Here is a 25608-nt window from a genome sequence, read left to right on the forward strand (position 1 = left end):
ATCAGGCGCCGCGCGGGAAACAGCCCGGGCCGCTGGGCTCGAACGACTTGTACGTGAGAATGAATTCACGATGGCCCAGGTCCTCGGACCTGGTGAGCTGCCCGCCCGCGACGGCCTCGACCAGCGCGACGATCTCATCGGCCACTTCACCCAGATCGCTCTCGCCTTCCAGAATGCGGCCCGCGTTCACATCCATGTCTTCGCTCATGCGTCGATAGGTTTCGGGGTTGCCGGTGACTTTGATGACCGGCGCAATCGCCGAGCCGACCACCGAACCCCGCCCCGTCGTGAACAACGTGAGGTGCGCACCGCAGGCCATGAGCTCGACGATCTCGGCATTGTCCGAGATGTTCGGAAAGCCAAACTTCGGCGCGCCATCGGGCACCACGTCGAGCAGATACAACCCCGGCACTTCGGGAATCTCCGCAGGCTTGATCACGCCCACGATAGAAGATGAGCCCGACTTCACATACGCGCCTGCCGATTTCTCTTCCTGCGAGCTGAGCCCGCCCTCGGCATTGCCCGGCGCGAAGCTGCCGAAGCCCATGGCGCGGTAGTAGGTTTCGGCCTTGGCGATCGAGGCGACGATGGCCTCGCCCACTTCAGGCGTGCTGGCGCGCACCGCCATCGGCCCTTCGCAGCCAATCATCTCGCCGGTTTCCTCGAAGATGCAGGTCGCACCGGCCGCAACCAGCCGATCGAATGCGCGGCCAACCGCAGGATTCGCGGTAATGCCGCTGGTCCCATCGGAGCCTCCGCAGATGGTGCCGACCACCAGCTCGCTCAGTTGCATCGGCACCCGGACCGCCGTGTCCGCAATGTTTTGTTTCATCGCTTTGGCGGTGATGACCCCCAGATCCGTTGCACGACGCGTGCCGCCCGCCTTCTGAATCACGATGGTCTCGACGGGTCGGGCGCTCGCCGCCACGTGCGCAGCCAGGGCTTCGCGGTTGAACGACTCACAGCCCAGCGACACCAGCAGCACCGCGCCGACGTTGGGATGGGTCGTCAGCGCTTTCATCATGCGCAATGCATATTCGTTCGGGTAGCAGCCGGGAAATCCAATCAAGTGCACGTCGGGATCGTCACAATGATCGACGATGCGCCGGGCGACGTGGTGCGCGCACTCGACCAGGTAGGCAACCGCGACGACGTTGCGAATGCCTTTTCGTCCGTCCCGCCGCAGATAGCCCTGAAAGCTCATGTCGCATCCACCCGCGCAGCGCGGGTATGCGCGCCGATGTAATCGCTCTTCATGTTGTGCAAATGAATCCAGCCCCCGGCCTGCACAGCAGCGGTCATCGAGCCGATCGGCGCACCGTATTTGATGACTTTCTCGCCCGCCGCCAGGGCACGGCGCGCCAGCTTGTGCCCGAGCTCCGTGTCCTGGAGCACATGGAGCGCTTCATCCGGGCTGATGTCGAATCGCTCACCGGCACGCACCGCCCGACAACACACGAGCACGTTGTCAGTCGGATGCAAGAGAAGGACGGGCGCGGCCTGAAGACGCTTCATTTGGACTACAGTCTCACATATGATTTTGATTTTATCTATAGAACCAGCGCCCGCCTGTGTCGGAAGTTGCCCGAACCTGGAACAGGCGGCGCGCTGCTTCGTTTCCCTACAGCGAATGCCGACTGGATGAGGAATTTCATGGCCAGAGCCAAAATACCCGCCGCGGGCCCCGCCCCACCCTGGTGGCTGATGGAGGGAGACGAGGAATGTCCCGGCTGCGGTCAGCTCTATATTTACGAGATGGAGTTTCGCTGCCCGGAGTGTGAAATGACGACCTGCGTCCATTGCAGACGACGCCACTCCGACGGCCGCTGGGTCTGTGTCTCCTGCACCGAGCCCCCGGGAGATACCGATGGCGGCTAGAGCGATCTGGAAAGGCGAGCTCAAGCTCGGCAAGCACAACGTGGGCGTGAAGTTCTTCTCCGCCATCGAAGATCGCAGCGTGCGTTTCCATCTGCTTCACGAGAAGGACCAGGCCCCCGTCGAGCAACACATCGTGCGCAAGGACACCGGCAAGGACGTGCCGAGGGAGGACATGCGCAAGGCGTTTGCAGTCGGCGCAAATACCGCGGTGATCCTGCAACCCGAGGAACTCGAGGAACTGGTGCCACCGGAATCCCGCGACATCGAGTTGCTTCGCTTCGTGCCGGCCGATGCGATTGGCGACCAATGGTACGAGCGCGCCTACTATCTGGGCCCCGATGGTCACACCGAGGATTACTTCGCCTTTGGTGCAGCGCTGTCCCGGAAGGAAGTCATCGGCATCGCGCGCTGGGTGATGCGCAAGAAACGCTACCTCGGCGCGATCAGCGTCGTCGATGGCTATCTGGTCATGACCACGATGCGTCGTGCGGAACAGGTGTTGAGCTTCTCCGGCGTCGAGCCCGCGAAGTCGGCAACGCCGCAAGCCAACGAGCTGAAGCTCGCCGAACAGCTGGTCAAGTCCATCGAGGCGGACTTCGATCCGCAGCAGTGGCAGAACGAATATCGCGAGCGGCTGCTCGAGCTCATCGAGGCCAAGGCGCGCGGCGAGAAGATCAAGCCGGTGCCCGTGAAGAAGAAGCGCCCGGAAGGCAGCCTCGCCGACAGCCTGAAGGCCAGTATCGCCGCCGCGAAGGAGAAGAAAGTTGCCTAGTCGCAAGCGTCAACGCGAACCCGAAGCGCGCGCCGACGAGGAAAGCGCCGGCGCCCGCGTGCGCTCCCTGTGGTCGGGCACGATAACGTTCGGCCTGGTCAGCATTCCGGTCGATCTGCTGACTGCCGTCCGTCCGCGCCAGACCGCGATGAAATTGGTGGATACCGAAGGACATGCGCTCGGCCGCCAGTATCACTGCTCGAAGGAAGGCAAGAAGCTCGACTACGACGATCTGGTGCGCGGCTATGAAACTGACGACGGCAAGATGGTGGTGATCACGGACCAGGAGTTCGAGTCGGTGGCACCGGAAATGTCCGCTGACATCGAGCTGCGCAGCTTCGTGCCCCTGGAGCAAGTCCCGGCGCTGTACTTTCAGAAGCCCTACTTCCTCGCTCCCGCCGGCAAGTCCGCCAAGGCCTACGTGCTGCTCGCGGCGACCATGGAGCGCACCGGTCGGGTCGCGATCGGCAGCTTCGTCATGCGCGGTCATGAATATCTGGTCGCCATCGTTCCCGACAACGGCGTGCTGCGGCTCGACACGCTGCGCTACGCCGATGAGATTCGTACCCCGGCGTCGATCGGCCTGCCGAAGCACTCCAAGCCCGCGGCCGCCAAGGTGACGCAATTCGCCAGGCAGATCGAGGCGCTCACTCACGAGCAGATCGACATCGCCGAGCTGCAGGATCAGGAAGCGAGGCAGCTGCAGTCGCTGGTGGAGTCCAAACAGAAAGCGCACGACGATGTGATTCATCCGAAGGGCGCCGAAGCCGCCGAAGAGACCGAGGCCGGCGGCGGTGCGAAGGTCATCGATCTGATGGAAGTGCTCCGCAAGAGCTTGTCCAGGAGCGCCGTCGTGCGGACGGCCGAAGCCAGCGAGCCCATCGATCTGGCGGAACGTCGCGCCCAGCGCGATGCTCGCTCGAGCGCCACGAAAAAGAAGTCCGCCCCGGCCAAGGCCAAGCGCAAGACGCCACGCAAGCGAGCCAAACGCAGCTAGCTCGCTCGACTCCGGTCGCCGGTCGCGCCGGAGCAAGACGGCCGCGACGGCGCCCACTAGAACTGACTGCTACGACGCCGGCTGAGCGAAGCCTTGTGCCCGCCCTTTTTGCCCCCATCCGTGGCTGGATTGGTACCCTATCGGTTTACCCCGGGACACTGCCATGAATGCCCCTCTCAAGATCGATTTCGTCTCCGATGTCTCCTGCCCCTGGTGTGTGATCGGGCTGAAGTCGCTCGAACAGGCGCTCGCGCAGCTCGGTCCCGACGTGAGCGCGAACATTCATTTCCAGCCATTCGAGCTGAATCCGCAGATGGCGCCCGAGGGTGAGGACATCATCGAGCACATCGGCAAGAAATATGGCTCGACGCCCGAGCAGATGGAGGCCAGTCGCGAAGGCATTCGCGCGCGAGGTGCGGAGCTGGGCTTCACGTTCAACATGGAGAAGCGCGGCCGCATCTACAACACGTTCGATGCGCATCGGCTGTTGCACTGGGCGGAGCTGGAAGGTCGTCAGCTCGAATTGAAACGTGCCCTGTTCGAAGCGTATTTCACGGACGGGCGCAATCCGAGCGACCATGAGGTGCTGATCGACGTCGCCTCACGAGTCGGGCTCGATGCGCAACAGGCGCGGGAAATTCTGGCGTCGGATCGTTATGCCGCCGACGTGCGTCAGCGCGAACAGCTGTTCGGTCAGCTCGGCATTCGCGCCGTGCCGTCGGTCATCGTCAACGACAAATATCTGATTCAGGGCGGGCAGCCCGTCGCGGTGTTCGAGCAGGCGCTGAGAAAGATCGCCAGCGAGTAACGTCGGCTCAGGCTTCGAGCGCCACGCTCTCGTCGGGGGCCAGCATGCCGTCGATGTCGAGCAACAGAATCATGCGCTCGCCGAGCGTAGCGAGTGCGGGCACGCAGTTGCGGTCGGTGACGGTGATACCGGAGGGCGTATCCTGGATGTCCTTCTCGCTCAAATGACTCACATCGGACACGGCATCGACGACCAGACCGAAGTCGCGGCGTCCGTTCTTGCCGATGACCGTCAGCACGACGATGACCGTGGTCGCAGTGCCAGCCACGGCGGGCAAGCCGAGGCGCGTACGCAGGTCGATCACGGGGACGATGACGCCTCGCAAGTTCAGCACGCCCAGAATGTGCGTCGGCGTTTCCGGCACGGCCGTCACCGGGGTCCAGCCGCGAATTTCGCGAACCCGCAGGATGTCCACGCCGAACACCTGCTGATCGAGATGGAACGTAAGAATCTGGGCCGGCGCGGGGCTGAATACAGAGCTCATGATCGATTGTTCCGCCATTGTCCCCGCAATTCTGACAAGGAGCTAAATCGTCACGCCCGGCAGCGACTTGAGCAGGCGGTCGCCGATTCAGGCGCCGCCTGATGTCCGGCCACGTCAATACGCCAGCCGCGGCGGAGTTCGAACCACGCCCGGCTCGTTCTGTGCGTCGCTCCGCGCCGGGACACGCGGATCGACCAGGTCGAAGTACGGCCGCTCGAAGACAAACAACAGCCGCGTCGCGCTCATGCGCCATTCTTTGGGCGCGCGCTTGCCCATCAATACCAGAGCAGCGGCGTAGGCTCGGGTTCGCAGCCGGTAATCGACGCCGTCGAGCAGCCGATCCGCCTCCTGGACACTGCCCCCTCGGCGGATCGCGGAAATGAAATCCAGCGTTTGCTGAGCCCCCTCGGGTGAGCTGTCACGGAAGGCAGCGATGTACGCGTCGGGGTTGCGACGCTCTCTCATCGCGAGCGCCAGTGAGACCAGTACCGTGTCGTCATCCAGCGCTTCGGTGGCCGGCAATGCCAGCGCGGTTTCGATCACTTCCGGATCCGCACCGTCGGAGGCTGCCGCCAGTCGCAGGACGCGTCGGTCGGGCACCTGGGCCTGCTTCAATTCCCGGACCGCCAGATTCGGCGCGCCACGACTCAAATGATAGTAAGCCTTCTCGTTGCCAGGCTGCAGCTGCCGCCCGAGCTCCACCGCGTCCAGAAACTGCAGGGTCGAGGAGCGCTGTTTGAGACCGGCCACCGGCACGTTGCCGTCGTAGCTCAGCATGCGACGGACCCGTAACGAATCGATCGCGACATGCTCGCTCATCGAGGGTGACATCTTGCTCAGCGCCGTGGCGAAGATGTCGGCGGCCTGCTGCCACCGACGCTCGTCCATGTGGGTATAAGCGACGGCGGCCGCCAGCCACCCATGGTCCGGCGCCTTTGCAAACAGATCCGCGAAGGCCTGGTTACGTTGCTGCTCGGTCCCCAGGCAGCGCGCGGCCAGATACTGCAGATCGATGTTCGACGGCTGCCCTTGCGCCATCGAGCGATGACGCTCGCAGATGGCGGCATGTTTGTCCTCACCCGAGTAGTCCTGCTCGGCTCGCATCGTCAGCACGTCACCCGGCTGCAGGGCCAGTCGAGCGCGCAATGTTTCATCGAAACCCGGCATGCGTGACGCCGCCGCCAGCCATTCCACGGTGTGCCGAGCGTCGCTCGAATCCCACACAGCGTGCATGGCGACCACGTTCTGGATCTGCCTCTCGTCTTTCATCACCTGCAGCAGCGCCGATGGACTGTCGTGACCGAAGGCTCCCATCACCGTGCGCGTGCCGCCGTCGCCATGGCGACTGGTGCTGATCGACTCCGGCGGCTCTTCGAAGATGAAGTTCGCATTCGACGTGGTCCAGCGCACCGGCCCGACGACGCGCTCCTGCGGCGCGCGGACCGAGCCGTACGTCGCGGTCCACTCCACCAGCAAGCTGGCGCCGCCGATGTTGTAAACGCTCTGATGCGAGCCGTAGGGAATCTCCACTTGGAACTGTTCGATCAGCTGGCCGCCCTCAGCCGTGGTCTTGATCGCGTACTGTTCCCGATCGCTCACCGTCAGCTTGGCGTGCGAGAACGGCGTCAGACGGGTCGAAGTGCCGCCGACATCGACGGTCACCGTCCGGCCCAGGCCGTTATAAATATTCACGATGGTCGAGCCCACCGTGGTACCGACGCTGAGCACGGCGGCGATGATGCCGCAGGCCACCGTCAGGCGGGCCAGCGTGGGCAACAGTCCATCGGCGACATGGAAACGATCCCACAGATCCAGTTTCTTCTGCCGCGGCCGCTCGTTGTGCCCGGGCACGAACACCGGATACTGCGACGGAATGAAACTCGGCTCGGGCGCCGCGCCCGGCTGCAATCTGGTTCGAACGAAGCGCGCCACCTGACTCTCGACCAGCAACAACTGTTCGAGCGCCGCTTGCCGAAGCGCGGACAGCGCCGACATGGCGCTTGCCACCCAACTGTCGATGGCCTGGATCCAGTCGCCCAGATTGTTCTCATCCGCCAGCGGCAGCTTGAATTCACCCAGCGCCACCTGCCAGTTGTCGACTTTCAACCGGCGCAACACCGTGCGATCGAGACGGATCTTCTGGCCTTCGTCGTCGTAGATGTGACGAAGCGCGTTGTGAACATCGGCGCAGGCATTGATCAGACGCTGACGCTCCTTGCCGGAGACGCGTCCGTCGGCGGTGACGACGGCGAGCACGTTACGCATCGCGCCGTATGCGTCGTCGAGGTTCGCCTCGTTGTGCTCGGCGTAGTGAAGTACCGCCAGCAATCCCCTCAGATACTCCTCCCAGCCATTGCCGAGCTGCTTCGCCGCCGACAGATGCACGCTCCGGCAGCGCTTGTCATGCGCCAGCACCGCCGTGCGCACTTTCTCCAGCTCTTCCTGGGTTTCATCGACGGCCTGCTGCAGATCGGCGCGCCGCAGTTCCTTGCCGCGATGGCGAATGATGCCGCCGGGTGCCGCGAGGAAACCGTCCTTCAACGCTCGCAGCGCCGAGTGCTCTTCTTCCAGCGAACGCAGCTGCTCCAGCTGATTCGCCAGCGAGTCTGGATAGATCGAATCGAGCTCGGCGATGATGTGCTCGTCACGCAACGTCACGCCATACAGCTCAGCGGTGTTCTGGGAGTGGTTGGTCAACGAGCGCCCGAGATACGCGCCTCGATAAGAGCGATCGTAATAGGCGCGGTTGAACTTCTCATCGAGCCTGGCCAGCGACGCTTCCACCGGCACGGGCTGCGCGTCCGTCGCGGAACGGAACACGTGCGCCGTCATGCGCTCCTTCATCGCGGGCACGTCGTCGAACAATTCCCAGGCGCTGCGCTCGTCGATGACCGCGGCGATATAAGTTCGCTTGGCGTTCTGCTCGCGCTCGGAATTCTCCGGGTGCGTGCTCCACATGCGCGGCGGCTGACCAAGCGAGGTCTTGAACACCCGGTGCTGTTCACGATTGGCTGCCGGCAGCGGATCGACCTCGCCATAAGCGGGGTTGTCGAGGATGTCCCGCAGCTTGCCGGTGACATGTTTCTGCACGGCGAACAGATCGGTCACCCGGCGCTTGTCGCGCAGCTCGGAATCGGCGAACGCGACCGCCCTGCTCCACGCATCGTCCGCGGCACCGAGCTTGTGGAGCGCGTGAATCAAGGCATCGCTGCCGGTAAGCGACACGGCCACCAGGTCCGCCTGCAATTCCATTTCGCGTGACAGCGCCCGCTGCGCGAGCAGGACGATGCGAAACACCGTTTCCATCATGGAGCGGATCGACCAGATGATGAGCGACAGCAGCCAGCCCACCCAGGCGATGCGCAGGTCGAACCGGGACAGGGCGCGCAGGAAACTGTCCAGGGCATCGCGCTTGGAAATGATGTGTGCGGCGATCTGCTGAGCAACGTAGACCCACCGCCCCACCGCCATGCTGCGCTGGGCGAAATGACCGAACTCGTGCGCCAGCACCGCCTTGAGCTCACCGAGCGTGAGGGTGTTGACCAGCGCCAGGCCGATCTCCAGATTCTTGCGCGAAGGAAACAGCAGATTCAGCACGGTCAGGTCATAAAAGACCGCCGCGTTGACCCGCGGCGAAAGAAACACCCGATGCGCTCGCGGTGCGCCCGCCTCGTCCGCGAGCCGGTTGATGAATGCAAACAGGCGCGGCTGTTGCTCGGCCGTCACCTCGATGTCGTCGATTTCGTGCCGGTGCTGAACGAAGAACAGCGCCTTCCACATGAAGATCGCCAGGAACGCCGAACAGGCGCCCGCCACGATGCCCATGAAGACATCGCCGCCATGGGTCATGCCGACGATCAGGCGCCACGCGGTCCAGGTGAACCAGGCGGTCAGGCCCAGATACAAGGCCACGAACAGCGCCAGCCCCGCCATGGCGAGCCAGGCGTGTAGACGATAGGTCTGGGTACTGCGAGTGAGGCCCGGAGGCACCGAGCCGGGACCTGCCGGGTAGACGTGTTCCACTGTCATGACGCCGCTCTTGGTTCTTCCCGCGAAGTTATATTTCGTCGTCCGTCGCGGATTGAATCAGAGCGGCGCCGCATTGGGAATGATTGGCTTCACAAAGGTCGACCGGACCGGCGGCCAACGGCGCGTGTTTACGGCAGAATGAGCCGGAAGATCGCCCCGCCGCCGGCGCTGCGCTCCGCCCACAGCTGTCCGCCATGAGAAGCGATGATCTTGTGCGAGATCGACAGGCCCAGCCCCAGGCCGGTCGGCTTGGTGCTGACGAAGGGATCGAAGATTCTCTCGAGCATGGCATCGTCGAGCCCCGGCCCCGAATCGCGCACCGTCAGCTCCACGCCATGCCGAGGACGCGCCGACGTGGTGATCCACAGGCGGCGCTGGTCCGGCGCGATTCCCTCCATGGCATCGCATGCGTTGACGATCAGATTCAGGATCACCTGTTGAATCTGCACCCGATCGGCCAGGACGCGCGGCAATTCATCGCCCAGGCTCTGAATGGCGATGACCTGCCGGCGATGCAGATCGCCGCGGGACAACGCCAGCGTCTCCAGCACCAGGTCGTTCAACTGCTCGAGCTTGCGATCCGTCTGGCTGAAACGAAGCATGGATTGCATGCGCCGGATGACCTGCGCGGCCCGGCGATTGTCCGCGATGATGTCCGCGACGATCGGCTTGACGCTGGCCATGTCGGCCCGGCCGCTCTGGAGCAAGGCCGCGGCGGCCTCGGCATTGGCCAGCATCGACGCCAGCGGCTGCCGGATCTCATGAGCCACGGCGCCCGAGATCTCACCCAACGTCGCCACTCGCGACAGATGCGCCAGCTGTTGATCCCGTCGCACGGCCTCGGCGACGGTGGCTTTTCTTTCCTGCAGAACCGCCGCCAGCATCAGCAACGGAATACACATCACATTTAGAAACAACACCGTGGTGAGCGCGTTGCGCACCGGCGAGTGGACGACGAACGGCCCCACCTCGTGCACCACTCCCCAGGTGGCGCACGCGCCGACCAGCAATACCGAAGCGCACACCCCGACGATCTCATAACGAACCGTCGCCCAGATCAGCAAGGGCAACGGTGCATACAACAGCGCCGGCGCGCGCTCGTCATGGATCCCAGGCCAGACGAATACGTACACGCTGACCAGCGCCAGGCAGACACCGATGCAGGAGGTTTCCAGCAGCATGCCCCGCGTCGGGATTCGCCAGCCACGGCCGGGCGCCTCGGCGAAGTGAACGATGAGCGGTACTACCGTGATGGCGGCGAACGCATTGGTGCTGGTACGCGCGATGACGGTCAACCAGAAGTCGTCGGTCAGTCCCAGCGACACGAACGCCATTGCCATGGCAACGCTGGTGATCAGCGGCGCGGCGATGCCGCCGATCAGCACCAGATTGGTCATCGCGCTCAATTGACCGAGCCGGCGTGGCTCGGCTTCGAGCCGTAACAAGGCTGCGGCGCTGATCAGAGCCTCGGCGCAGTTGACGACATATTGAATGCCGATCTGCGAGAACGGCGTGTCTTCGACCTGCGCGAGTACATGGCAAGGAAATATCGCCACCAGGTAGAGCCACCATCGGTTCACCGGTGCCAGCAGCAACGCGGCAAACAGAATGGCATTCGGTGCCCACAGCGCCGACACCGGCGCCGACGGAAAAGCCAGCGCTTCGCCGAGCGCGGCGGACAAGAGGTATGCGAGCGCAGTGACCGCGGGCCATAGAGCGGATCGGGCCCACGTCCCTTGACTGATCATCGGCGCGTCGCGCCGGACAGAATCATCGGTCCGATCGTGCAAAGTCGCGATCCTCGCTGCGACATTTCAGCAAAAAATGTTTGTTTGTCGCCGACGGCCTCAGATCCAACAGCGAAGATATCTGATTCGTCGACCGATGGTCGATGACGGCTTTGCAAGCCGGCTCGCACAGCTGCCAACACAATTAGCCCTAGGGCCAAGATGCAGCGCCGGGCGGACACGATTTAATCGAGCCTCCCATGCTGAGCAATTCGGCTGAGCAAATTCACCTGCAGGAGGTGCGGATGAGCATGCAAGCGCCACTGGCTCGGACTCCCCTTTCCCTGATCCGCTGCGACAGCAGCTGCGATTCGCCCACGGACGAAGAGGCAGGTCATCTCATGGCCGACATTCCATTGTCTCCCGACGCGAGCGTGATCGAGCACGCCTTCGAGAACAGTCACGACTGCATCGCGGTGGTCGATATGCAGGGCATGATCGTGTACATGAATCTGCCCGGCTCGTATCTGATGGGCCTCGACGGCCGTCCGCCCCGGCAGCGCGTGTCGTGGTCGGAGCTGTGGTCGCCCGAAAACCACGACCTGGCCGAATACAGCATCGATGAGGCCCGCTCCGGCCATCAATGCCGCTTCATGGCCTCCCGGCCGACCGCCAGTGGCCTGCCGCGCTGGTGGGACATCGCCGCCAACCCGATCTTCGACGCGCGCGGCGTGCCTTCACAAATGTTTTGTGTCTGTCGCGACGTGACCGAGCTGAAACAGGCCGAGCGCTCGCTGCAACAGCAGATCGCCTGCAAGGAATTGTTGATGGTCGAAGCCAGTCATCGGGTCAAGAATCATCTGGCGGGCATCGCCGGCGCGCTGGCCCTGCAGGCCCGCTATAGCGGCAATGAGACGGTACGCGCCTCGTTGCAACAGGCACAGTCGAGAATTCAAGCGGTGGCGTGCATTCATCGCCGGCTGCAGCACGGCCGGGGCAACGAACGAATCGAGCTGGGTCCGTCGATGGCCGAGATTGCCCGCGAGGCCATTGCAGCCTTGGGCGTGGAAGATCATATTGCCGTGACCATTTCCTGTCCGCAGGGATTGACCATGGCGACGGATCGCGGCGTGGCGCTGTTGCTCATGACCACCGAGTTGATCACCAACTCCCTGAAGCATGCCTACCCGAATGGCGACAAAGGTTCGGTGCGCATCACGGTCAGCGGCTCACAGCGCCAGCTGGTGTTGCAGGTCGATGACGATGGCCGCGGGCTGCCCGGCGATTTCGATCCTCGCGGCGGCAGCGGTCTGGGGATGAGGATAGTGCAAGGCCTGATCGCGCAACTGAGTGGCGAACTGCAGATCGAAGCACGCTCGCCAGGGGCGCATTTTCGCGTGCGCCTGCCCAAGGACGCGCCACGGGAGCTGGCCCGGCACCTGCCCACCGATCTGACGCCAGTGAGTTGATCGAGCGCTTTGATCTGTTGGCGGCCGTCGTCCGAGGGGAGACTACGTTGACCAGGATTGCGACGTGGACTGCGAGTCACGCAGGCTCCGCTGCCTTGCGCGGCGATTCCGCCGCGATCCTGGCACCGCTGTGCGGACTGCTTTACTACCTGGCGGCGAGTCTGGAACTGGCGCTGCGTGGCCCGGACGGCGTCCCGGTGTTGTCCCCACAACATGGCGTGCTGGTCGCACTGTTGATGGTGACTCCGTACGAACGCTGGTGGGCGCTCGCCGCTGCCGTCGTTCCCGCTCACCTCCTCGCCGGCTGGAACAGCGGCCCGCCCGTCTGGCTGCTCACCTGGCAAGCGCTGTTCAATCTCGGCCTGGCCAGTTCCATCAGCACCGCGTTGCGGCTGTTGCTCGGACAACGCCATCCCTTCGACGGCCTGCGGGACTTTTCTCAGTATGCGCTCACGGGCGCGATCGCCGGCCCCGCGTTGCTGAGCGTTTTCGCGCCGGACGTGACGCTCGCCTGGCTCTCCGGCAATCGCGATCTGGCCCTCGCCTGCTGGCAGACCGGCGCCGTCGCCAGCGCGCTCGCCATCCTCACCTGGACGTCGTGGATCTATCTGGCGCTGCTGCCTCGACCCGGCGGGCTGCAACGGCGGACGCCGCAACAATATCTCGAGGCACTGATGATCGCCGCCGCGCTGGTGGCTTGTTTCCAGCTCGCCTTCGTCAGCGACACCGAGCATCATGCCGCGTTGTATCTGTTTTTCATTCCCTTGCTGTGGCAATCGGTGCGCTTCGGCGTCGATGCCGCCGCCATGGCGGTCACGCTCATCGCCACCCTGGCGAGCGCGGCGGAGCGCATTCCTCACAGCGTGCGCATCCGCGACGCCCCGCAGGTGGCCGTCATCGATCTGCAGATATTCCTGATCGTGATGACGCTCATCGCAGTCGTGATCGCCATCGTCGTCGACGAACGCAGGCGCGTGGCGCAGGCCGCTTCCGAGAGCGACGCCCGTTACCGCGCCATCGTGGACAGTCAAACGGATTTCGTGTGTCGCAGCCTGCCCGATACCACGCTGACTTTCGCAAACGCAGCCATCTGTCGTTACTTCGGCATGCCCCGGGAGAAGGTGCTCGGGGTGCAATGGCTCCAGTTCGTTCCCAGCGACACCCGCGATGAGTTGCGCCAGGCGCTCGGCCGCGCCACGCCGGCCAATCCAACCTTCATGCTGAAACATCCGGTGACCCTGCCCGACGGACGCACCGGCTGGCACGAATGGACCAACACCGCCATCTTCGATTCGGAACAGCGACTGATCGAGTTTCAGGGCACGGGGCGTGACATCACCGCGCTCGCCCGCGCCGAACTGGCCTTGCGTCAGAACGACGAGCGGCTCTCCTTCATCGCGCGCGCCGCGTGCGACATGATCTACGAATGGGACATCGCGCGCGGCGAGATGTGGTCCAGCTCCGGCGGCGAACGCAGCGAGTGTGCGCCAAGCGTCCGACAGGTGAGTGTGGAGAGCTGGGGCAATTACATCCATCCGGTCGATCGAGACCGCGTCGCTCGCGACGTGAGCCAGGCGTTGCGCGGCTCGGCGACGACCTGGGAGTCCGAATATCTATACATCGGGCGCGGCGGGCCGCCGCGCTGGGTGCGTCACCGTGCCTACATCGTTCGCGATCGCAATGGCATCGCGGTACGAATGATCGGCGCGATCACCGATCGCAGCGATCGCAAGAATCTGGAAGAAGCCCACCGCACCCTCGAGCGCTTCGCCCGGCTCGCCATGGTGGGCCAGATCACCGCGTCGATCGCGCATGAAATCAACCAGCCGCTGGGTGCGATCCGTTACAACGCCGAAGCCGGCCTGCTGTTTCTGAATCGCGATAGCTACGATAAGGACGAGTTCCAGGAAATCTTCGACGACATCCGCCGCGACAATCGCCGCGCCAGTGATCTGGTGACCCGGCTGCGCGAGCTGCTTCACGATCACGAGCTGCGACTCGACCCCATCGACATCAACGACGTGATCCGGGACGTGGTCAAACTGATACGCGTGGAATCCAGGCAGCGGCACGTGCAGTTGGAAACTCAATGCAGCGATCTGCCCACCATGCTCGGCGACTACGGCCGCCTGCAGCAGGTGTTGCTGAACCTGATCCTGAACGGCATGGACGCCATGGCCACGCAGCCCGAGGCGTGCCGGCGCATCGCCATCCGCTCCATCCGCGTCGGCGCCACGCGCATTCAGGTGGAAGTTGCCGACCGGGGCTGCGGCATCGACCCCGTGACCCTGCCGAAGATATTCGATTCTTTTTTCACCAACAAAGCCCAGGGCATGGGGCTGGGCCTGGCCATCGCCCGCTCCATCGTCGAGGCACACGGCGGACGGATCTGGGCCGAAAACAACCCGGATGGGGTCGGCGCCACGCTGATCTTCCAGATCGACAGTCTCGGCTCGAAAGTAATACTGTCGGCGCGCGACAACACGGACCGGCACGGCGCGCGGCTGAACTGAACAGACCTCACAAAATTCACAGCGTATTTACGATATTTTCCACGCGCCAGGCGCTAGGTTATTGCGGCAAGTCGCGATAACGCGTACACCCCGTTTTGGAACACTGCGGTACTTCGGACGTTGCCCCGCGAATGTGCCGCGGGGGACGAAGCACGACCTGGCTCAATGAATCAGAACTACAGCCCTCGATAGGTGTACCTGGATGAATTGGCCGATGACTAGGCTCGGGCGCGACAGCGACGGATTCCGGACGCGCAGATGAGTGTGGTTCTCCTGATCGACGACGATCGGCGAATTCGCAACAGCCTCGGCCGGCTGCTCCGCGTGCTGTCGTATGACGTCGTCGAAGCCTCAGATTGGGAAACCGCGCTGGAGCTCACCGCCGGCCACCGGCCCGACGTGGTGCTCACCGACCTGCACATGCCCGAGCACAGCGGCGTCGACATCGCGCGACTGCTGCGGGGTCATCCCGAGTTCGGCGACACCCCCATCATCGCGCTGACCGCCACCCCGCCGCGCGACGACGAGACCATTTCGCTGTTCCATACGATTCTGGAAAAACCCTGCGCGGCCGAAGATCTCGAGCGCGCACTGAGCGCAGCGTTACAACGAGGCAAGCACTGACACGCGTCACAGCGCGTGATCCTGTGCTTGAAACTGCATCAACGCGCGCGCCGTCAGCGACGCGGAAAACAGAAACCCCTGCCCCATCTGCACGCCGGCCTGCCTCAGCACCTCGGCCTGATAGCGCGACTCCACGCCTTCGGCGATCACCTGCAGCTGCGAATGAACCAGCAACGAACGCAATCCCGGCAGCCACGCCGGTTCCGGTGCGCGCTCCATCAGTTGCGCGATGAGCTTGCGATCGATCTTGATCACCTCGAAGCGACCGCGCGACAGCACTGCCAGATTCGCACCGGTGAGAAACACATCGTCCAGCGCCAGCCGCACCCCCTGCTCGGCCATCATGTTGAGCGCATTCAATCCCAGTTGATCGGGCACGCCACGCTCGGTGATCTCGAGCAACACCTGGCCGACATGCGCTCGTAAGCCGGAGCGCACGGCTGCGTACTCCAACCCACCACGGCCGAGAATTTCGGGCGGCACGTTGATGCTGATATAAACATCGGCGTGTCCGGCCAGCCACTCGCCGAGCTCTTTGGCGATCGTTTCGATCACCCAATAGGTGAGCCGTCCCGACAGCGGTGTGTTCTCGATCTGCGCGACGAATTTGCTCGCCGGCAACACGGTATCATCGCGCCGCCAGCGCACCAGCGCCTCCGCGCCGACACCACGCCGCGTCACCAGCGAAACGATGGGTTGGTATTCGACGAACAGCTCGCCACGATCCATGGCGCCACGCACATCCTCGGTCGTTATCGTGTCCGCATTCACTACACGTTCCGTCATTGTGCGATCCGCGCGTCGAATGTAAGCCTCGAAGCGCAACCCGCGCCATGAGCACTAGGGCCAATGCGAACGGCCTGCTTTACCTGTTACGAAAGCTGGATGTTCTCTGAAGCGGACAGGTATTTCGCCATTCTGCTGGCCGTGCAGATCGCCGTCCTCATCGTGCTCGGCGTGCAGAGCTGGATGCGTCATCGTACGGCGCGCGCCAGAGCGCGACGGGACTATATGGAAATCGCTCACGTCGCGCGTCTCGCGCTGGCATCGGAGATCACCGCATCCGTCGCGCACAAAGTCACGCAGCCACTCAGCTCCATCCTCGCCGACATCGAGACCGCGCAGCTGATATTGAGCCGCAAGGAACCGGACCTCGCCGCGGTCCGCGACATCCTGGCCGATGTTCGCAAGGAAGATCTGCGCGCCAACCGCTTCGTCGAGAGCATGCGCTTGCCTCTGCGCAAGCACGAGCTGCACCTGGAGCGCGTCGACGTGAATGCCCTGACCGCCGAAGTTCTGTCGATCGTGCTGCCGGATGCCATGCGTCGCAAAGTCGCCGTGCAAAGCACCCTCGAGCCTGGCCTGCCTCGCATTCCCGCCGATCGCCTGCATCTGCAACAGGTGCTCTTGAATCTGGTCGACAACGCGCTCGATGCGATGGACGACTCGCCGGCCAGGTCGCGTCATCTGCTGGTCAGCACCGAGGCGCAGGACGATGACAACGTCAGGATCACCGTGCTCGACAATGGTCCCGGCATCGATCCGACCCACATGGAGCGGCTGTTCGATTCGTTCTTCACCACCAAGAGCGATCGCCTGGGCCTGGGTCTGTCGATGGCGCGTGCCATCGTGCACATGCATGGCGGAGATCTGTGGGCGGAGAACCGTCCCTCCGGCGGCGCGGCTTTCATCTTCACCATTCCGATCTCGCAGAAGACCGAACCGGCGCTGCCGCGGCCGCGCGCGGTTACGACTTGAGCGCTCATGTTCGAGGACCTGGCAGCCAGCGTGCGGGATCGTCCCATCGCCTGGCTGGCACTGCAGATCCTGCTGCTGATTCTCGCGGTTCTGGTCTCGTATCTGATCACACGCACCCTGCTGACTCGCCTTCTCGGTCGCGCGGCGCGCGTGACCGGGCCGCGCTTCGACGATGCCATTCTGGGCCCTGGCGTGATTCCCAGACTGGCGCAGGTCGTGCCTGCCCTGGTCGTCTATTACGGCTCCACGCTGCTGCCTTCCGTTCCTGGCGCGGTCCTCCCGGCGCTGCGTCGTGGGGTAAGCATCTATCTGGTCGTGGCCATCACCACCGCGATCATGAGTCTGTTCACGGCCATCGGCGCCGCTTACGAGCGCTACGATCCACAGCGCGCCCGCCTCCATCCGATCAAGAGTTATCTGCAGCTCGGTAAAATCATCGTCGGCATGATCGCGACCATCTTCATCGCGGCGGCACTGTTCGATCGCGACCCGTTGTTGATTCTGTCCGGACTCGGCGCGATGACGGCGGTGCTCATGCTGATTTTCAAGGACACCATTCAATCGTTCGTCGCCGGCCTGCAGATCTCCGCCAACGACATGCTGCGCGTGGGCGACTGGATCGAGATGCCGCAAGTGAAAGCCGACGGTCACGCCATCGACCTGTCGCTGCACACGGTGAAGGTGCAGAACATGGACAACTCCATCACGTCCATTCCCACCTGGCGCCTGTTCAGCGAGAGCTTTCGCAACTGGCGCGGCATGTTCGACTCCGGCGCCCGGCTCATTCAGCGCGCGCTGGTGCTGGATCAAACCTCGATTCATTTCCTCGGCGCCGGGGAATGGGAAGGACTGCAGCGCTTCGCGCTCATCGAGAAGCATCTGGCGCACAAGCGCGCGGAGTTCGTGATGGCCGCGGATCTGGATCCAGTCAACGTGCGCCGCTCGACCAATGCGGGAATGTTTCGAGTGTATGTGCGGGCGTATCTGCGAGCGCACCCGCACGTCCGGCAGGACATGCCCATCCAGGTACGGCAACTGCAGCCCGTCCCGAGCGGATTACCGCTCGAGGTCTACTGCTACACCGCGACGGATTGGCAACGCTACGAAAGCGTGCAGGCCGAGATCTTCGAGCATCTGCTGTCGATCCTTCCGGAGTTCGGCCTGCGGGTGTTTCAACAACCGAGCATGGAACCCAAAGCGCGACCGCGGTCTAGTGAGTGGCATCGCCCACGTTCGAGCGACGACGCTTCTGCGCATACTCCTCGATGACATCGGAGCTCGCGGACTCCGCCCACTCCATGCCCTCATCGACTTTTCGTCCCGCCGCCTCGGCCACGTCGGCGGCGCCTTCTTTGGCTGCGTCGACCGCCTCTTTCGCGTCATCGGCATCGAAGCCTTCGCGCAGATTTCGCTCCATGGCGCGCTGAAATTCCTCAGCGATCGCCGCACCGAACTCGCCTAACGCCTTGCGCTCGCGGATCCCCCAGAACACCAGCGCGCCGCCCGCGCAACCGGCCAGCACGCGACCGGTGATGCCCCAGCCGCTGGCGCCTCGCGCCGATCTGAAGGCGCGTCCTTCATCGATGGCGTATTCGCCGTTGCCACGATGCTCGCTCAGATGATCGGTCACGAGGAACACGCCGGGCTGACGGCGCACTTCATCGAGCAGACGCTGATGCTCGTGCGGCTGCAGGTGACCGCGAAGAATGACATGTCCGTGATCCACCGCTACGTGGACGGATTCCGGATGCAGCACCGCCTGCCGGATGACTCCGCACACGGACCGGCTCACTTTCCTGTCAGGCTGCGGGCGAAACATCGCTTTCGGGCGTGAGGCGAAGTAGCGCTCGGAGGCGTCCCTGCGCAGATCGCGAGTGCTCCAATCGATGCGTCGAGCCGCGCGCCTGGCTCGATCCTGCAACAGGACGCGACGTGAGCGTCCGTTCACCGGATCCAGAAAATATACGGCCGCGGCGGTGACCGCGGCGCCGATGATCGATCGTGCCAGAGAGTTCATGCAGGTCTCCTCGAGCTTGCAAAAAAAGCCGCGCCCGCAGTACGCGAGCCAACCGAAAAGATGCTACTCGGCCAGATTGGGGACGAAAGATGGACCTTGGGCTAACGCCGCGTGAGCCCGAGCCCCAGCGCTTGCGATCTGGATTCGTGCGCGCCGGCGCGCTCGATGAGTGCCGCCGGCTCGATGCCGTCCTCGAACGGCGAGTAGTTCCACGAAGCGCAGATCATCGCGGCGACCCGTCCGGCCCAGCCCGTGTGCGGCCCGGCGTTCGCGGCGCCTCGCATATAAACGTACTCGCAGAACTCCAGCAGCTTGGACCGATTCACCGCCGCCACACGAACGGCGACATGCTGATGCACGATCCATCGGCTCAGCTCCGACGCACTCAATATCGATCCTGCCAGCGGACATCGAACGCGAATCGCGGAACCATACAATGACTCTATTTGTGACAACGCGCGAATCAGCAACATCCCCGCGGGCAGCGTCGCCCACGCCGCGTTGCCCGCTCCTCCGAAGAGCCGATTCAATACGGCACGCAAATGCTCCGGCTTGCCGATGCGGTCCGCATGCTCGCGATGAACGAAGCGCACTTGCTCACAGAAGCCAGGCAATCCGGCGAGCGCACCGGCTCGGAAAGCCACCGCGCCACTCACCGCGAGCAGGCCGACTGAGGACAACACCTGGAACTGCATGCGGTCACTGATGATTAGCCGGAAGCCCGGCTCCTCATCGAGCTCTTCCGCCCGCCCGTCGAGCATCGAGGCTTCGCAATCCAAAGCGGCGATCGCAGCGATCAAGGACACGTAACATTCGATCGCGCGTTGCTCGTAGCGCGCATCTTGAACCGCCAGCTCCAGCGCCATCTCGAGCATGCTTTGCGCGCGTACCGCCGCCCATCCGCCGCCGGCGGCCTGCGTCGACAGGATCTCGAAGTTCTCGACCAAGTCGCTGCGCGCGTCTTTCGGGCGACGCGGTCGCTGCAACCGATACATCAATAATGCAGCCCACGGCTTGAGCGCCTGCCATTCGTGATGCACCGGACTGAGCCGGTTGCTGCGATTCTTCAGCTCCCCCTTCAGCAACGAGCGCAGCTGATGAGCGGCGAGATCCGCATCGACACAGGCCAGGGCCAGGGTGTGCAACAGCCACGCGGGGGATTCCAGATGAGGACACTCGTGCTTGTGAGGTGGCGCGACCACTTGTGCCACCTTCAAACGAAACGCGGCGGGCTCGTGCGCCTCGCCCGCCGCAGCCGAGCTCGAGCGCCGGTCATAGAGCCAGCCCGTGACCGCCGATACCCATACGGCTTTGTTCCAGAGCATGTTGCAGAAAGCACGTCGCACGTCGAAAGCACCCGCCGGACTGTCGCAGGCGTAAGTGATGACGGAGAAGAATTCGTTCGCGTCGTGACGGTGCTGCTTCAGGCTGGCGAAGAGTTTTTCCAGCGAGGGCCTGCCGACCGCCGGCATCGTCGACGTGAGCAGCATGCGAACGCGCTGGACCGCGCGTGGCGCCAGGATCACCAGGTAGTGAGCGGCGGCTCTGGTGCCGCCACGATTCAGATCCACCGGCTGCGTGCAGCCCGTGAACAGGAAGGCTCCGGCCAGCTCACAATGCAAATAGTAAGCCCCCAGCTCCGGGTGGCGCGCGATCAGACACGGCACATCGGTCCGCCCCGCTGCGCGCTCTATCACGATCCGTGGATCGGCCAGCGCGCCCGCATCCTGCCGGAACCAGAGTTGCGGCAACACCTGCAGCGTCGCGGTCTCGCAGCCCGTGTTCTTGATCTCGATCTGGATCAGGATCTCTTCGGGCCCCGACTTGGCGTATTCGACCATCACGTCGAAGCACGCCGTCTCACGATGCGTCACCGGCCGCTGGCGCTCGCGATATCTATAATGAGCGCGCAGATAGGAATGTGTCGGCAGGTTGTCGGCCTGCGTGCAGCGTCTGGAGGGCTGCATCGGCACGGCAATCGGCCGTTCCTGCAGGGTACTGTCATCGCCGCTGCGAATGGCGATCGCGAAACACAGTCGCATCTGTTCGTCGCAGATGCCCACCGGGCCATCGTCACTGCACTCGTAGGCCCACGAACGCAGCTGACCTGGCGCGCTCGCCGGTTCTTCGTTGTCGGAGCGTGCCCGAGCGCCGGGACGCGCGCTGTCACGCAAATAGGGGCCCCACTTCCGCCATGGCACGCCTCGTTCGTTGGCCTCGCGCAGACGGCCATGTTCTGCGGTCATCGGTGCTCTCCCCGTCAGCTCCTGCGTTGGCGACGACTTTGGCCGCGATGCGCGAGAACCGGCAATTTACCCTTGGTCCAACATCTTCAACTTCGTTTGCCGAGCTGTGCACGGATGCGCTCCGAGAAGTCCTCGGTGGAGTCCGCGGCCTGGGCAGCTTCGTTGATGTGAGCCCGGCGGCGCAGTTCCTCGAAAGGCAAGGAGCTGTCGAGCAACTGGCGGTGATAAAGATAGCTGTCGAACAGGCCGTTCAGATAATGACGAATGTCGAAGCGTGATCCCGGGCTGATGGTGCTGGCGTAGCGCACGATATTGAGCGTGCAGTTGTTGCTCAACAGATGATAGAACTCGGGCCGGTCCGCCAGCTCGTTGATGCGCTCCATATAGATCAGGAACAGGCGGCGTGCATTCTCGGGTGTGGTGCTGATTCGATACAGATATACATCCTCGGCACGATAGTTGGTGCGCACCCCGACGAGGTCCCGCTCCTCGCCCACCACATAGATCAGCTCGAATTGCTTGAACAGCGAGCCGACCGGCGCGAAGCCCTCGTGAGCCTCGGGCCGCGCCTCGATGGAAATGCTCAAGGGTTCGGCGTCATCGAACGTAAAGCTCAGGAAAGTGTGACCGACCGGTCCCGGCATCCAGTAGGAGATATAGAAATCCACGCCGGTCAGATGCGACAGGTAGACCGTACGTTCCAGATAGCGCGGCGTGAAGTCGTCGGTGCTGCGGTACTCGAAGTCGCGGACTCCGACCAGGCGCACCTGATCGCCCGACACCACCGCCCGGGGCAGGACGGCGACTTCGGGCCGCCAGTCGCGATCCTGCTTCGGCTTGATGGTGCTCCAGCCGATCACCAGGACGACGTACATGGCCGCGAAGGTCAGCCATACCCGCCGTGAGCGCGTGAGCCACAACGCCCAGATGCCAAAGGCCGCGAACGCGATCGCCGCTGCGAGCCGTAACCCCACCCACTGCGTCGGCCAGAACCAGAGGGCGAGCGCCGCCCATAGGACCAGCAGCGCCTGGATCAGGTGGCCGGTCGCATGCGCGAGCCATCGCAGAGCCAATCGCGTCCGAGGCAGCACCGACTATCTCTGAACAGGCGTCGTATGCTCCGCTCGCTTCAGAAGGAATGCCGAGAGCAACGGCACTGGCCGGCCCGTGGCCCCCTTGCGCTCGCCGCCGACCGACGCGGTCCCGGCGATGTCCAGATGTGCCCATCGATAGCCCTTCGCGAACCGGGACAGGAAACAGGCGGCGGTGACTGCGCCGGCCGGTCGACCGCCGAGGTTGCTCATATCCGCGAAGTTGCTCTTCAACTGATCCTGATACTCATCCCACAGCGGCATGCGCCACGCCCGGTCGCCAGTGTCGGTGCCGCACGAATACAACTCATCCGCGAGCGCATCGTCATTGGCGAACAGACCGCTGGTCTGCGAACCGAGCGCGATCACGCAGGCACCGGTGAGCGTCGCGATGTCGATGACGCAACTGGGCTGGAATCGTTCGGCGTAAGTCATCACGTCGCAAAGCACCAGCCGGCCCTCCGCGTCCGTGTTCAAGATCTCGATGGTCTGGCCGGACATCGAGGTGACAACGTCGCCCGGCCGGCTCGCGTTGCCGCCTGGCATGTTCTCGACCGCGCCCACGATGCCGATCACGTTGAGCGGCAGCGCCAGACGCGCCACCATCTTCAACGCGCCGAACACGCTGGCCGCGCCGCACATGTCGTACTTCATCATGTCCAGATCGTCACCCGGCTTGAGCGAGACGCCGCCGGTGTCGAACGTCACGCCCTTGCCGATCAGCACGATGGGCTTCTGGTCCGCTTCGCTGCCGAAGTACTTCATCACGATGACCCGGCACGGCTGATCGGAGGCGCGGCCGACGGACAGCGCGGACTCCATGCCGAGCTTCGCCATGTCCTCGCGCTCGAGCACCTCGACCGGGAAACCGAACTCCTTGCCCAAGGCGCGAGCGGCATCCGCCAGATAGCCTGGATTGCAAACGTTGCCGGGCAGATTTCCCAGATCCTTGGTGAGCGCCATGCCTTCGGCGATGGCACGCCCGCTGCGCACCGCATATTCGAGCTCAGGCGTCACATCCTCATCGACCGACAGCGACAACTGCGGCGTCGCCGTGTTGTTCTTCGAGCTTTGCCTCGAGGCGAAGTGCGGAGCTGCGAACTTGTAATAGCCGTCGGCGAGAACGCGGCTCGCCTGCTGGACGCACCACGCATCGGAACGATCCATGTCGGCGACATCGGGCAATGGCAGATCGATACTGCGCGTCGTGCTCGATGCGAGCGCCTGCGCCGCTGTGCCCAACGCCTTGAGATAGGCCTTGCCGTCGAACTCCTGGCGAGGACCGAGGCTGACCAGCAACACCCGTCGCGTCGAGTCTCCGGAGGCGTAGTACAGCAGCAGCGTCTCACCGACTTTCGGCGGCAACTCCGCTTGTCTGGCGAGCTCCTGCAAGCGTCCGTTCAACGCCTCATCGAACGACTGCGCCGCGCGTGGCAACGAGCCGTCCGCATAAACGCCGAGCACCAGCAGCTCTGCCTTGCCCGTCTGCGACGCTGGTCGCAAGGTGATCTGTAGGGGCTCGCGCCGACCCACCAGCTCGGCTGGGTTGGCGTGCGATGAACCGTTCGACTTCAGACTCGCGGACATGTCAGCACCTCCGACGTTCACAGGCCCCACGGAATCCCGAGCAAGTGCCAGGCCGCGAGCAACAGGATCCACAACACGAAGACGATGACCACATACGGCAGCATCAGCGCGATGACCGTGCCGACGCCGGCCTTGGAATCGTACTTCTGTGCGAACGTCACGATCAGCGCGAAGTAGGCATTGAGCGGTGTCACTGCATTGAACGGCCCATCGCCGACGCGATACGCCGCGAGCACCGCCTCGGGATCGACGTTGAGCCGCATCAGCAGCGGCACGAACACCGGCGCGAAGATGGCCCACTTGGGAATCGCCCCGGTCATGATCAGATCCAGCACGGCGACCACCACCACGAATCCGATCAGCAGCGTCAGCGGCCCGAGACCGGCCTTCTCCAGCCAGTCGCCGAGATTCACGGCAGCGAGCGTCGCCATGTTGCTGTAGTTGAAGAACGCCAGGAACTGACTGATGACGAACAGCAGAAACAGCAGACTCGCCAGACTGCGGATCGCCTTCTCCATCGCATTGACGACGTCGACCGTGCTCTTCATCGTGCCCGCGCCCTTGCCATACGCCCAGCCCGCGGCAAGGAACAGGATCATGATGAACACGATCAAGCCATTCATGAACGGCGAGTCGCCGATGAGATCGCCAGTGTCCGGGTTGCGCAGCGGCGCGCCGTTCGGCAGGCTCAGCGCCATGAACACCGCCAGCACCAGAAAAATGGCGATGCCGGAGTAGCGCAGTCCGCGTGTTTCCTCTGGCGTCATCTCGCTGCGCTCGACAACTGCTTCAGTGCTGGTGTACGCACCGAGCCGCGGCTCGACGATCTTCTCCGTGATCAACGCCACCGCGACCGTCAACAGCAGCACCGACGCGGCCGAGAACCAGAAGTTCGCGGTGAGATCGATGGACAGGTTGGGATCGAGCAGATGAATGGCATCGTTGGTAATGCCGGTGAGAATGCCGTCCAGGGGTTTGATCAGAATGTTGGCCGTGAAAACGGCGGCGACGCCCGCGAATGACGCGGCCAGGCCAGCGAGGGGATGCCTGCCGAGACTAAGGAACGCCGCCGCCGCAAGCGGAATCAGCACCAGATAGCCAGCGTCCGCGGCGATGCTGGAGAGGATGCCGATGAACACCAGGATGTAGGTCATCGCCGCCGGCGGCGCGACGTTCACCAGTTTGTGGATCAACGCCTTGATCAGGCCGGACTCCTCGGCCACGCCGACGCCGAGCATCGCGACGATGATCACGCCGACGGCGTTGAAGTTCATGAAGTTCTGCACCACGCCTTCGTACATGAAACGAAAGCCGTCCGCGCTCAGCAGACTCTGCGCCGTGGTGGTGAGCTCTTCGATCTCGCCGGTGTCGGAATTGATGGACTGATACGTGGCGCTGGCGCCCATCACGTAGAAGAGGTGGGAGAGCAGGATCACCAGCGCGATCAGCATGACGAAGATGACGACCGGGTGCGGCACCTTGTTGCCGACCCGCTCGATCACGTCCAGGAACCGCTCGAACCCCGATTTGCCCGGCGGACGATGATTCCGCTCGTCGTGCAGGCCGCTGAGGTCGTGGGGACTCAACGTGTGAGAGCGCTTCGCCATG

At 63.7% G+C, this 25608-nt stretch carries 19 protein-coding genes; 8 read left to right on the forward strand and 11 right to left on the reverse strand.

The window, feature by feature from the left end; translation table 11 throughout:
- Position 1: 1 nt before the first annotated feature.
- Entirely contained in the window at positions 2-1204 is a 1203-nt protein-coding gene (locus tag EKO19_RS18305) for a UxaA family hydrolase (RefSeq protein ID WP_129777895.1), read from the reverse strand.
- Positions 1201-1515, reverse strand: a complete 315-nt coding sequence (locus tag EKO19_RS18310; protein ID WP_129777896.1) for a UxaA family hydrolase — start codon at positions 1513-1515, stop codon at positions 1201-1203. The genes EKO19_RS18305 and EKO19_RS18310 overlap by 4 nt, the downstream gene beginning before the upstream one ends.
- A 352-nt stretch (positions 1516-1867) precedes the next feature.
- Here EKO19_RS18310 and ku (EKO19_RS18315) point away from each other — a divergent pair, with 352 nt between their 5' ends.
- The 3 genes from ku (EKO19_RS18315) (at position 1868) to EKO19_RS18325 (ending at position 4455) form a co-directional block, all read left to right on the forward strand.
- Complete coding sequence (ku, locus tag EKO19_RS18315; RefSeq protein ID WP_129777897.1) at positions 1868-2650, forward strand: non-homologous end joining protein Ku; 783 nt, start codon at positions 1868-1870, stop codon at positions 2648-2650.
- Positions 2643-3647 (forward strand): non-homologous end joining protein Ku, encoded by a 1005-nt coding sequence (gene ku / locus EKO19_RS18320; protein ID WP_129777898.1) that lies wholly within the window; start codon positions 2643-2645, stop codon positions 3645-3647. Before ku (EKO19_RS18315) ends, ku (EKO19_RS18320) begins: the two co-directional genes overlap by 8 nt.
- Before the next feature lie 163 nt (positions 3648-3810).
- Positions 3811-4455: a DsbA family oxidoreductase gene (locus EKO19_RS18325; RefSeq protein ID WP_129777899.1), complete on the forward strand. Its 645-nt coding sequence runs from the start codon at positions 3811-3813 to the stop codon at positions 4453-4455.
- Positions 4456-4462: 7 nt separating this feature from the next.
- Here EKO19_RS18325 and EKO19_RS18330 read toward each other — a convergent pair whose 3' ends face one another.
- From EKO19_RS18330 to EKO19_RS18340, 3 genes are all read right to left on the reverse strand, one after another.
- Positions 4463-4939: a chemotaxis protein CheW gene (locus EKO19_RS18330; RefSeq protein ID WP_129777900.1), complete on the reverse strand. Its 477-nt coding sequence runs from the start codon at positions 4937-4939 to the stop codon at positions 4463-4465.
- A gap of 114 nt (positions 4940-5053) precedes the next feature.
- Positions 5054-8968, reverse strand: coding sequence for a M48 family metallopeptidase (locus tag EKO19_RS18335; RefSeq protein WP_217705437.1), 3915 nt, complete (start codon positions 8966-8968; stop codon positions 5054-5056).
- Between the two features lie 128 nt (positions 8969-9096).
- Positions 9097-10716, reverse strand: coding sequence for an ATP-binding protein (locus EKO19_RS18340; RefSeq protein ID WP_129777901.1), 1620 nt, complete (start codon positions 10714-10716; stop codon positions 9097-9099).
- Between the two features lie 380 nt (positions 10717-11096).
- Between EKO19_RS18340 and EKO19_RS18345 the strand changes: the two genes are divergently transcribed.
- The 3 genes from EKO19_RS18345 to EKO19_RS18355 all read left to right on the forward strand — a co-directional run bounded on the left by EKO19_RS18345 (position 11097) and on the right by EKO19_RS18355 (position 15301).
- Positions 11097-12164, forward strand: coding sequence for a sensor histidine kinase (locus tag EKO19_RS18345; protein ID WP_175597103.1), 1068 nt, complete (start codon positions 11097-11099; stop codon positions 12162-12164).
- A gap of 47 nt (positions 12165-12211) precedes the next feature.
- On the forward strand, positions 12212-14677 hold the full coding sequence (locus EKO19_RS18350) for an ATP-binding protein (protein ID WP_175597104.1): 2466 nt from the start codon (positions 12212-12214) through the stop codon (positions 14675-14677).
- A gap of 258 nt (positions 14678-14935) precedes the next feature.
- Positions 14936-15301, forward strand: coding sequence for a response regulator (locus tag EKO19_RS18355; RefSeq protein ID WP_129777904.1), 366 nt, complete (start codon positions 14936-14938; stop codon positions 15299-15301).
- Between the two features lie 6 nt (positions 15302-15307).
- Here EKO19_RS18355 and EKO19_RS18360 read toward each other — a convergent pair whose 3' ends face one another.
- A complete protein-coding gene (locus EKO19_RS18360; protein ID WP_129777905.1) occupies positions 15308-16087 on the reverse strand; it encodes an EAL domain-containing protein in 780 nt (259 codons plus the stop codon).
- A 99-nt stretch (positions 16088-16186) separates the two neighbouring features.
- Here EKO19_RS18360 and EKO19_RS18365 point away from each other — a divergent pair, with 99 nt between their 5' ends.
- Together EKO19_RS18365 and EKO19_RS18370 are read left to right on the forward strand one after the other, a co-directional pair.
- Entirely contained in the window at positions 16187-17059 is an 873-nt protein-coding gene (locus EKO19_RS18365; RefSeq protein ID WP_157995321.1) for a sensor histidine kinase, read from the forward strand.
- A 6-nt stretch (positions 17060-17065) separates the two neighbouring features.
- Positions 17066-18328, forward strand: coding sequence for a mechanosensitive ion channel family protein (locus tag EKO19_RS18370; protein ID WP_129777907.1), 1263 nt, complete (start codon positions 17066-17068; stop codon positions 18326-18328).
- On the opposite strand, the gene EKO19_RS18375 is transcribed toward EKO19_RS18370, so the two are convergent.
- The 5 genes from EKO19_RS18375 to EKO19_RS18395 form a co-directional block, all read right to left on the reverse strand.
- Positions 18270-19076 (reverse strand): hypothetical protein, encoded by an 807-nt coding sequence (locus tag EKO19_RS18375; RefSeq protein ID WP_129777908.1) that lies wholly within the window; start codon positions 19074-19076, stop codon positions 18270-18272. The genes EKO19_RS18370 and EKO19_RS18375 overlap by 59 nt on opposite strands.
- 101 nt (positions 19077-19177) lie before the next feature.
- The gene (locus EKO19_RS18380) at positions 19178-21322 is read right to left on the reverse strand and encodes a hypothetical protein (protein WP_129777909.1); all 2145 of its coding nucleotides are present in this window, start codon (positions 21320-21322) and stop codon (positions 19178-19180) included.
- An 86-nt stretch (positions 21323-21408) separates the two neighbouring features.
- Positions 21409-22395 carry an Lnb N-terminal periplasmic domain-containing protein gene (locus EKO19_RS18385; protein WP_217705438.1) on the reverse strand — a complete coding sequence of 329 codons (987 nt, stop codon included), beginning with the start codon at positions 22393-22395 and terminating at the stop codon, positions 21409-21411.
- A 21-nt stretch (positions 22396-22416) separates the two neighbouring features.
- Positions 22417-24000: a leucyl aminopeptidase gene (locus EKO19_RS18390; protein ID WP_129777911.1), complete on the reverse strand. Its 1584-nt coding sequence runs from the start codon at positions 23998-24000 to the stop codon at positions 22417-22419.
- A gap of 17 nt (positions 24001-24017) precedes the next feature.
- Positions 24018-25607, reverse strand: a complete 1590-nt coding sequence (locus EKO19_RS18395) for an AbgT family transporter (protein ID WP_129777912.1) — start codon at positions 25605-25607, stop codon at positions 24018-24020.
- Position 25608: the final 1 nt, after the last annotated feature.

The organism is Peristeroidobacter soli, from assembly GCF_004138485.1.
In the GTDB taxonomy this organism is placed as follows: Bacteria; Pseudomonadota; Gammaproteobacteria; order Steroidobacterales; family Steroidobacteraceae; genus Steroidobacter; species Steroidobacter soli.

Excerpts from the sequence above, each read along its gene's own strand:
- EKO19_RS18305 (WP_129777895.1), bottom strand. The coding sequence starts at position 1,204 with ATGAGCTTTCAGGGCTATCTGCGGCGGGACGGACGAAAAGGCATTCGC.
- EKO19_RS18310 (WP_129777896.1), bottom strand. The coding sequence starts at position 1,515 with ATGAAGCGTCTTCAGGCCGCGCCCGTCCTTCTCTTGCATCCGACTGAC.
- ku (WP_129777897.1), top strand. The coding sequence starts at position 1,868 with ATGGCGGCTAGAGCGATCTGGAAAGGCGAGCTCAAGCTCGGCAAGCAC.
- EKO19_RS18325 (WP_129777899.1), top strand. The coding sequence starts at position 3,811 with ATGAATGCCCCTCTCAAGATCGATTTCGTCTCCGATGTCTCCTGCCCC.
- EKO19_RS18330 (WP_129777900.1), bottom strand. The coding sequence starts at position 4,939 with ATGAGCTCTGTATTCAGCCCCGCGCCGGCCCAGATTCTTACGTTCCAT.
- EKO19_RS18335 (WP_217705437.1), bottom strand. The coding sequence starts at position 8,968 with ATGACAGTGGAACACGTCTACCCGGCAGGTCCCGGCTCGGTGCCTCCG.
- EKO19_RS18340 (WP_129777901.1), bottom strand. The coding sequence starts at position 10,716 with ATGATCAGTCAAGGGACGTGGGCCCGATCCGCTCTATGGCCCGCGGTC.
- EKO19_RS18345 (WP_175597103.1), top strand. The coding sequence starts at position 11,097 with ATGGCCGACATTCCATTGTCTCCCGACGCGAGCGTGATCGAGCACGCC.
- EKO19_RS18355 (WP_129777904.1), top strand. The coding sequence starts at position 14,936 with ATGAGTGTGGTTCTCCTGATCGACGACGATCGGCGAATTCGCAACAGC.
- EKO19_RS18360 (WP_129777905.1), bottom strand. The coding sequence starts at position 16,087 with ATGACGGAACGTGTAGTGAATGCGGACACGATAACGACCGAGGATGTG.
- EKO19_RS18365 (WP_157995321.1), top strand. The coding sequence starts at position 16,187 with ATGTTCTCTGAAGCGGACAGGTATTTCGCCATTCTGCTGGCCGTGCAG.
- EKO19_RS18370 (WP_129777907.1), top strand. The coding sequence starts at position 17,066 with ATGTTCGAGGACCTGGCAGCCAGCGTGCGGGATCGTCCCATCGCCTGG.
- EKO19_RS18375 (WP_129777908.1), bottom strand. The coding sequence starts at position 19,076 with ATGAACTCTCTGGCACGATCGATCATCGGCGCCGCGGTCACCGCCGCG.
- EKO19_RS18380 (WP_129777909.1), bottom strand. The coding sequence starts at position 21,322 with ATGACCGCAGAACATGGCCGTCTGCGCGAGGCCAACGAACGAGGCGTG.
- EKO19_RS18390 (WP_129777911.1), bottom strand. The coding sequence starts at position 24,000 with ATGTCCGCGAGTCTGAAGTCGAACGGTTCATCGCACGCCAACCCAGCC.
- EKO19_RS18395 (WP_129777912.1), bottom strand. The coding sequence starts at position 25,607 with ATGGCGAAGCGCTCTCACACGTTGAGTCCCCACGACCTCAGCGGCCTG.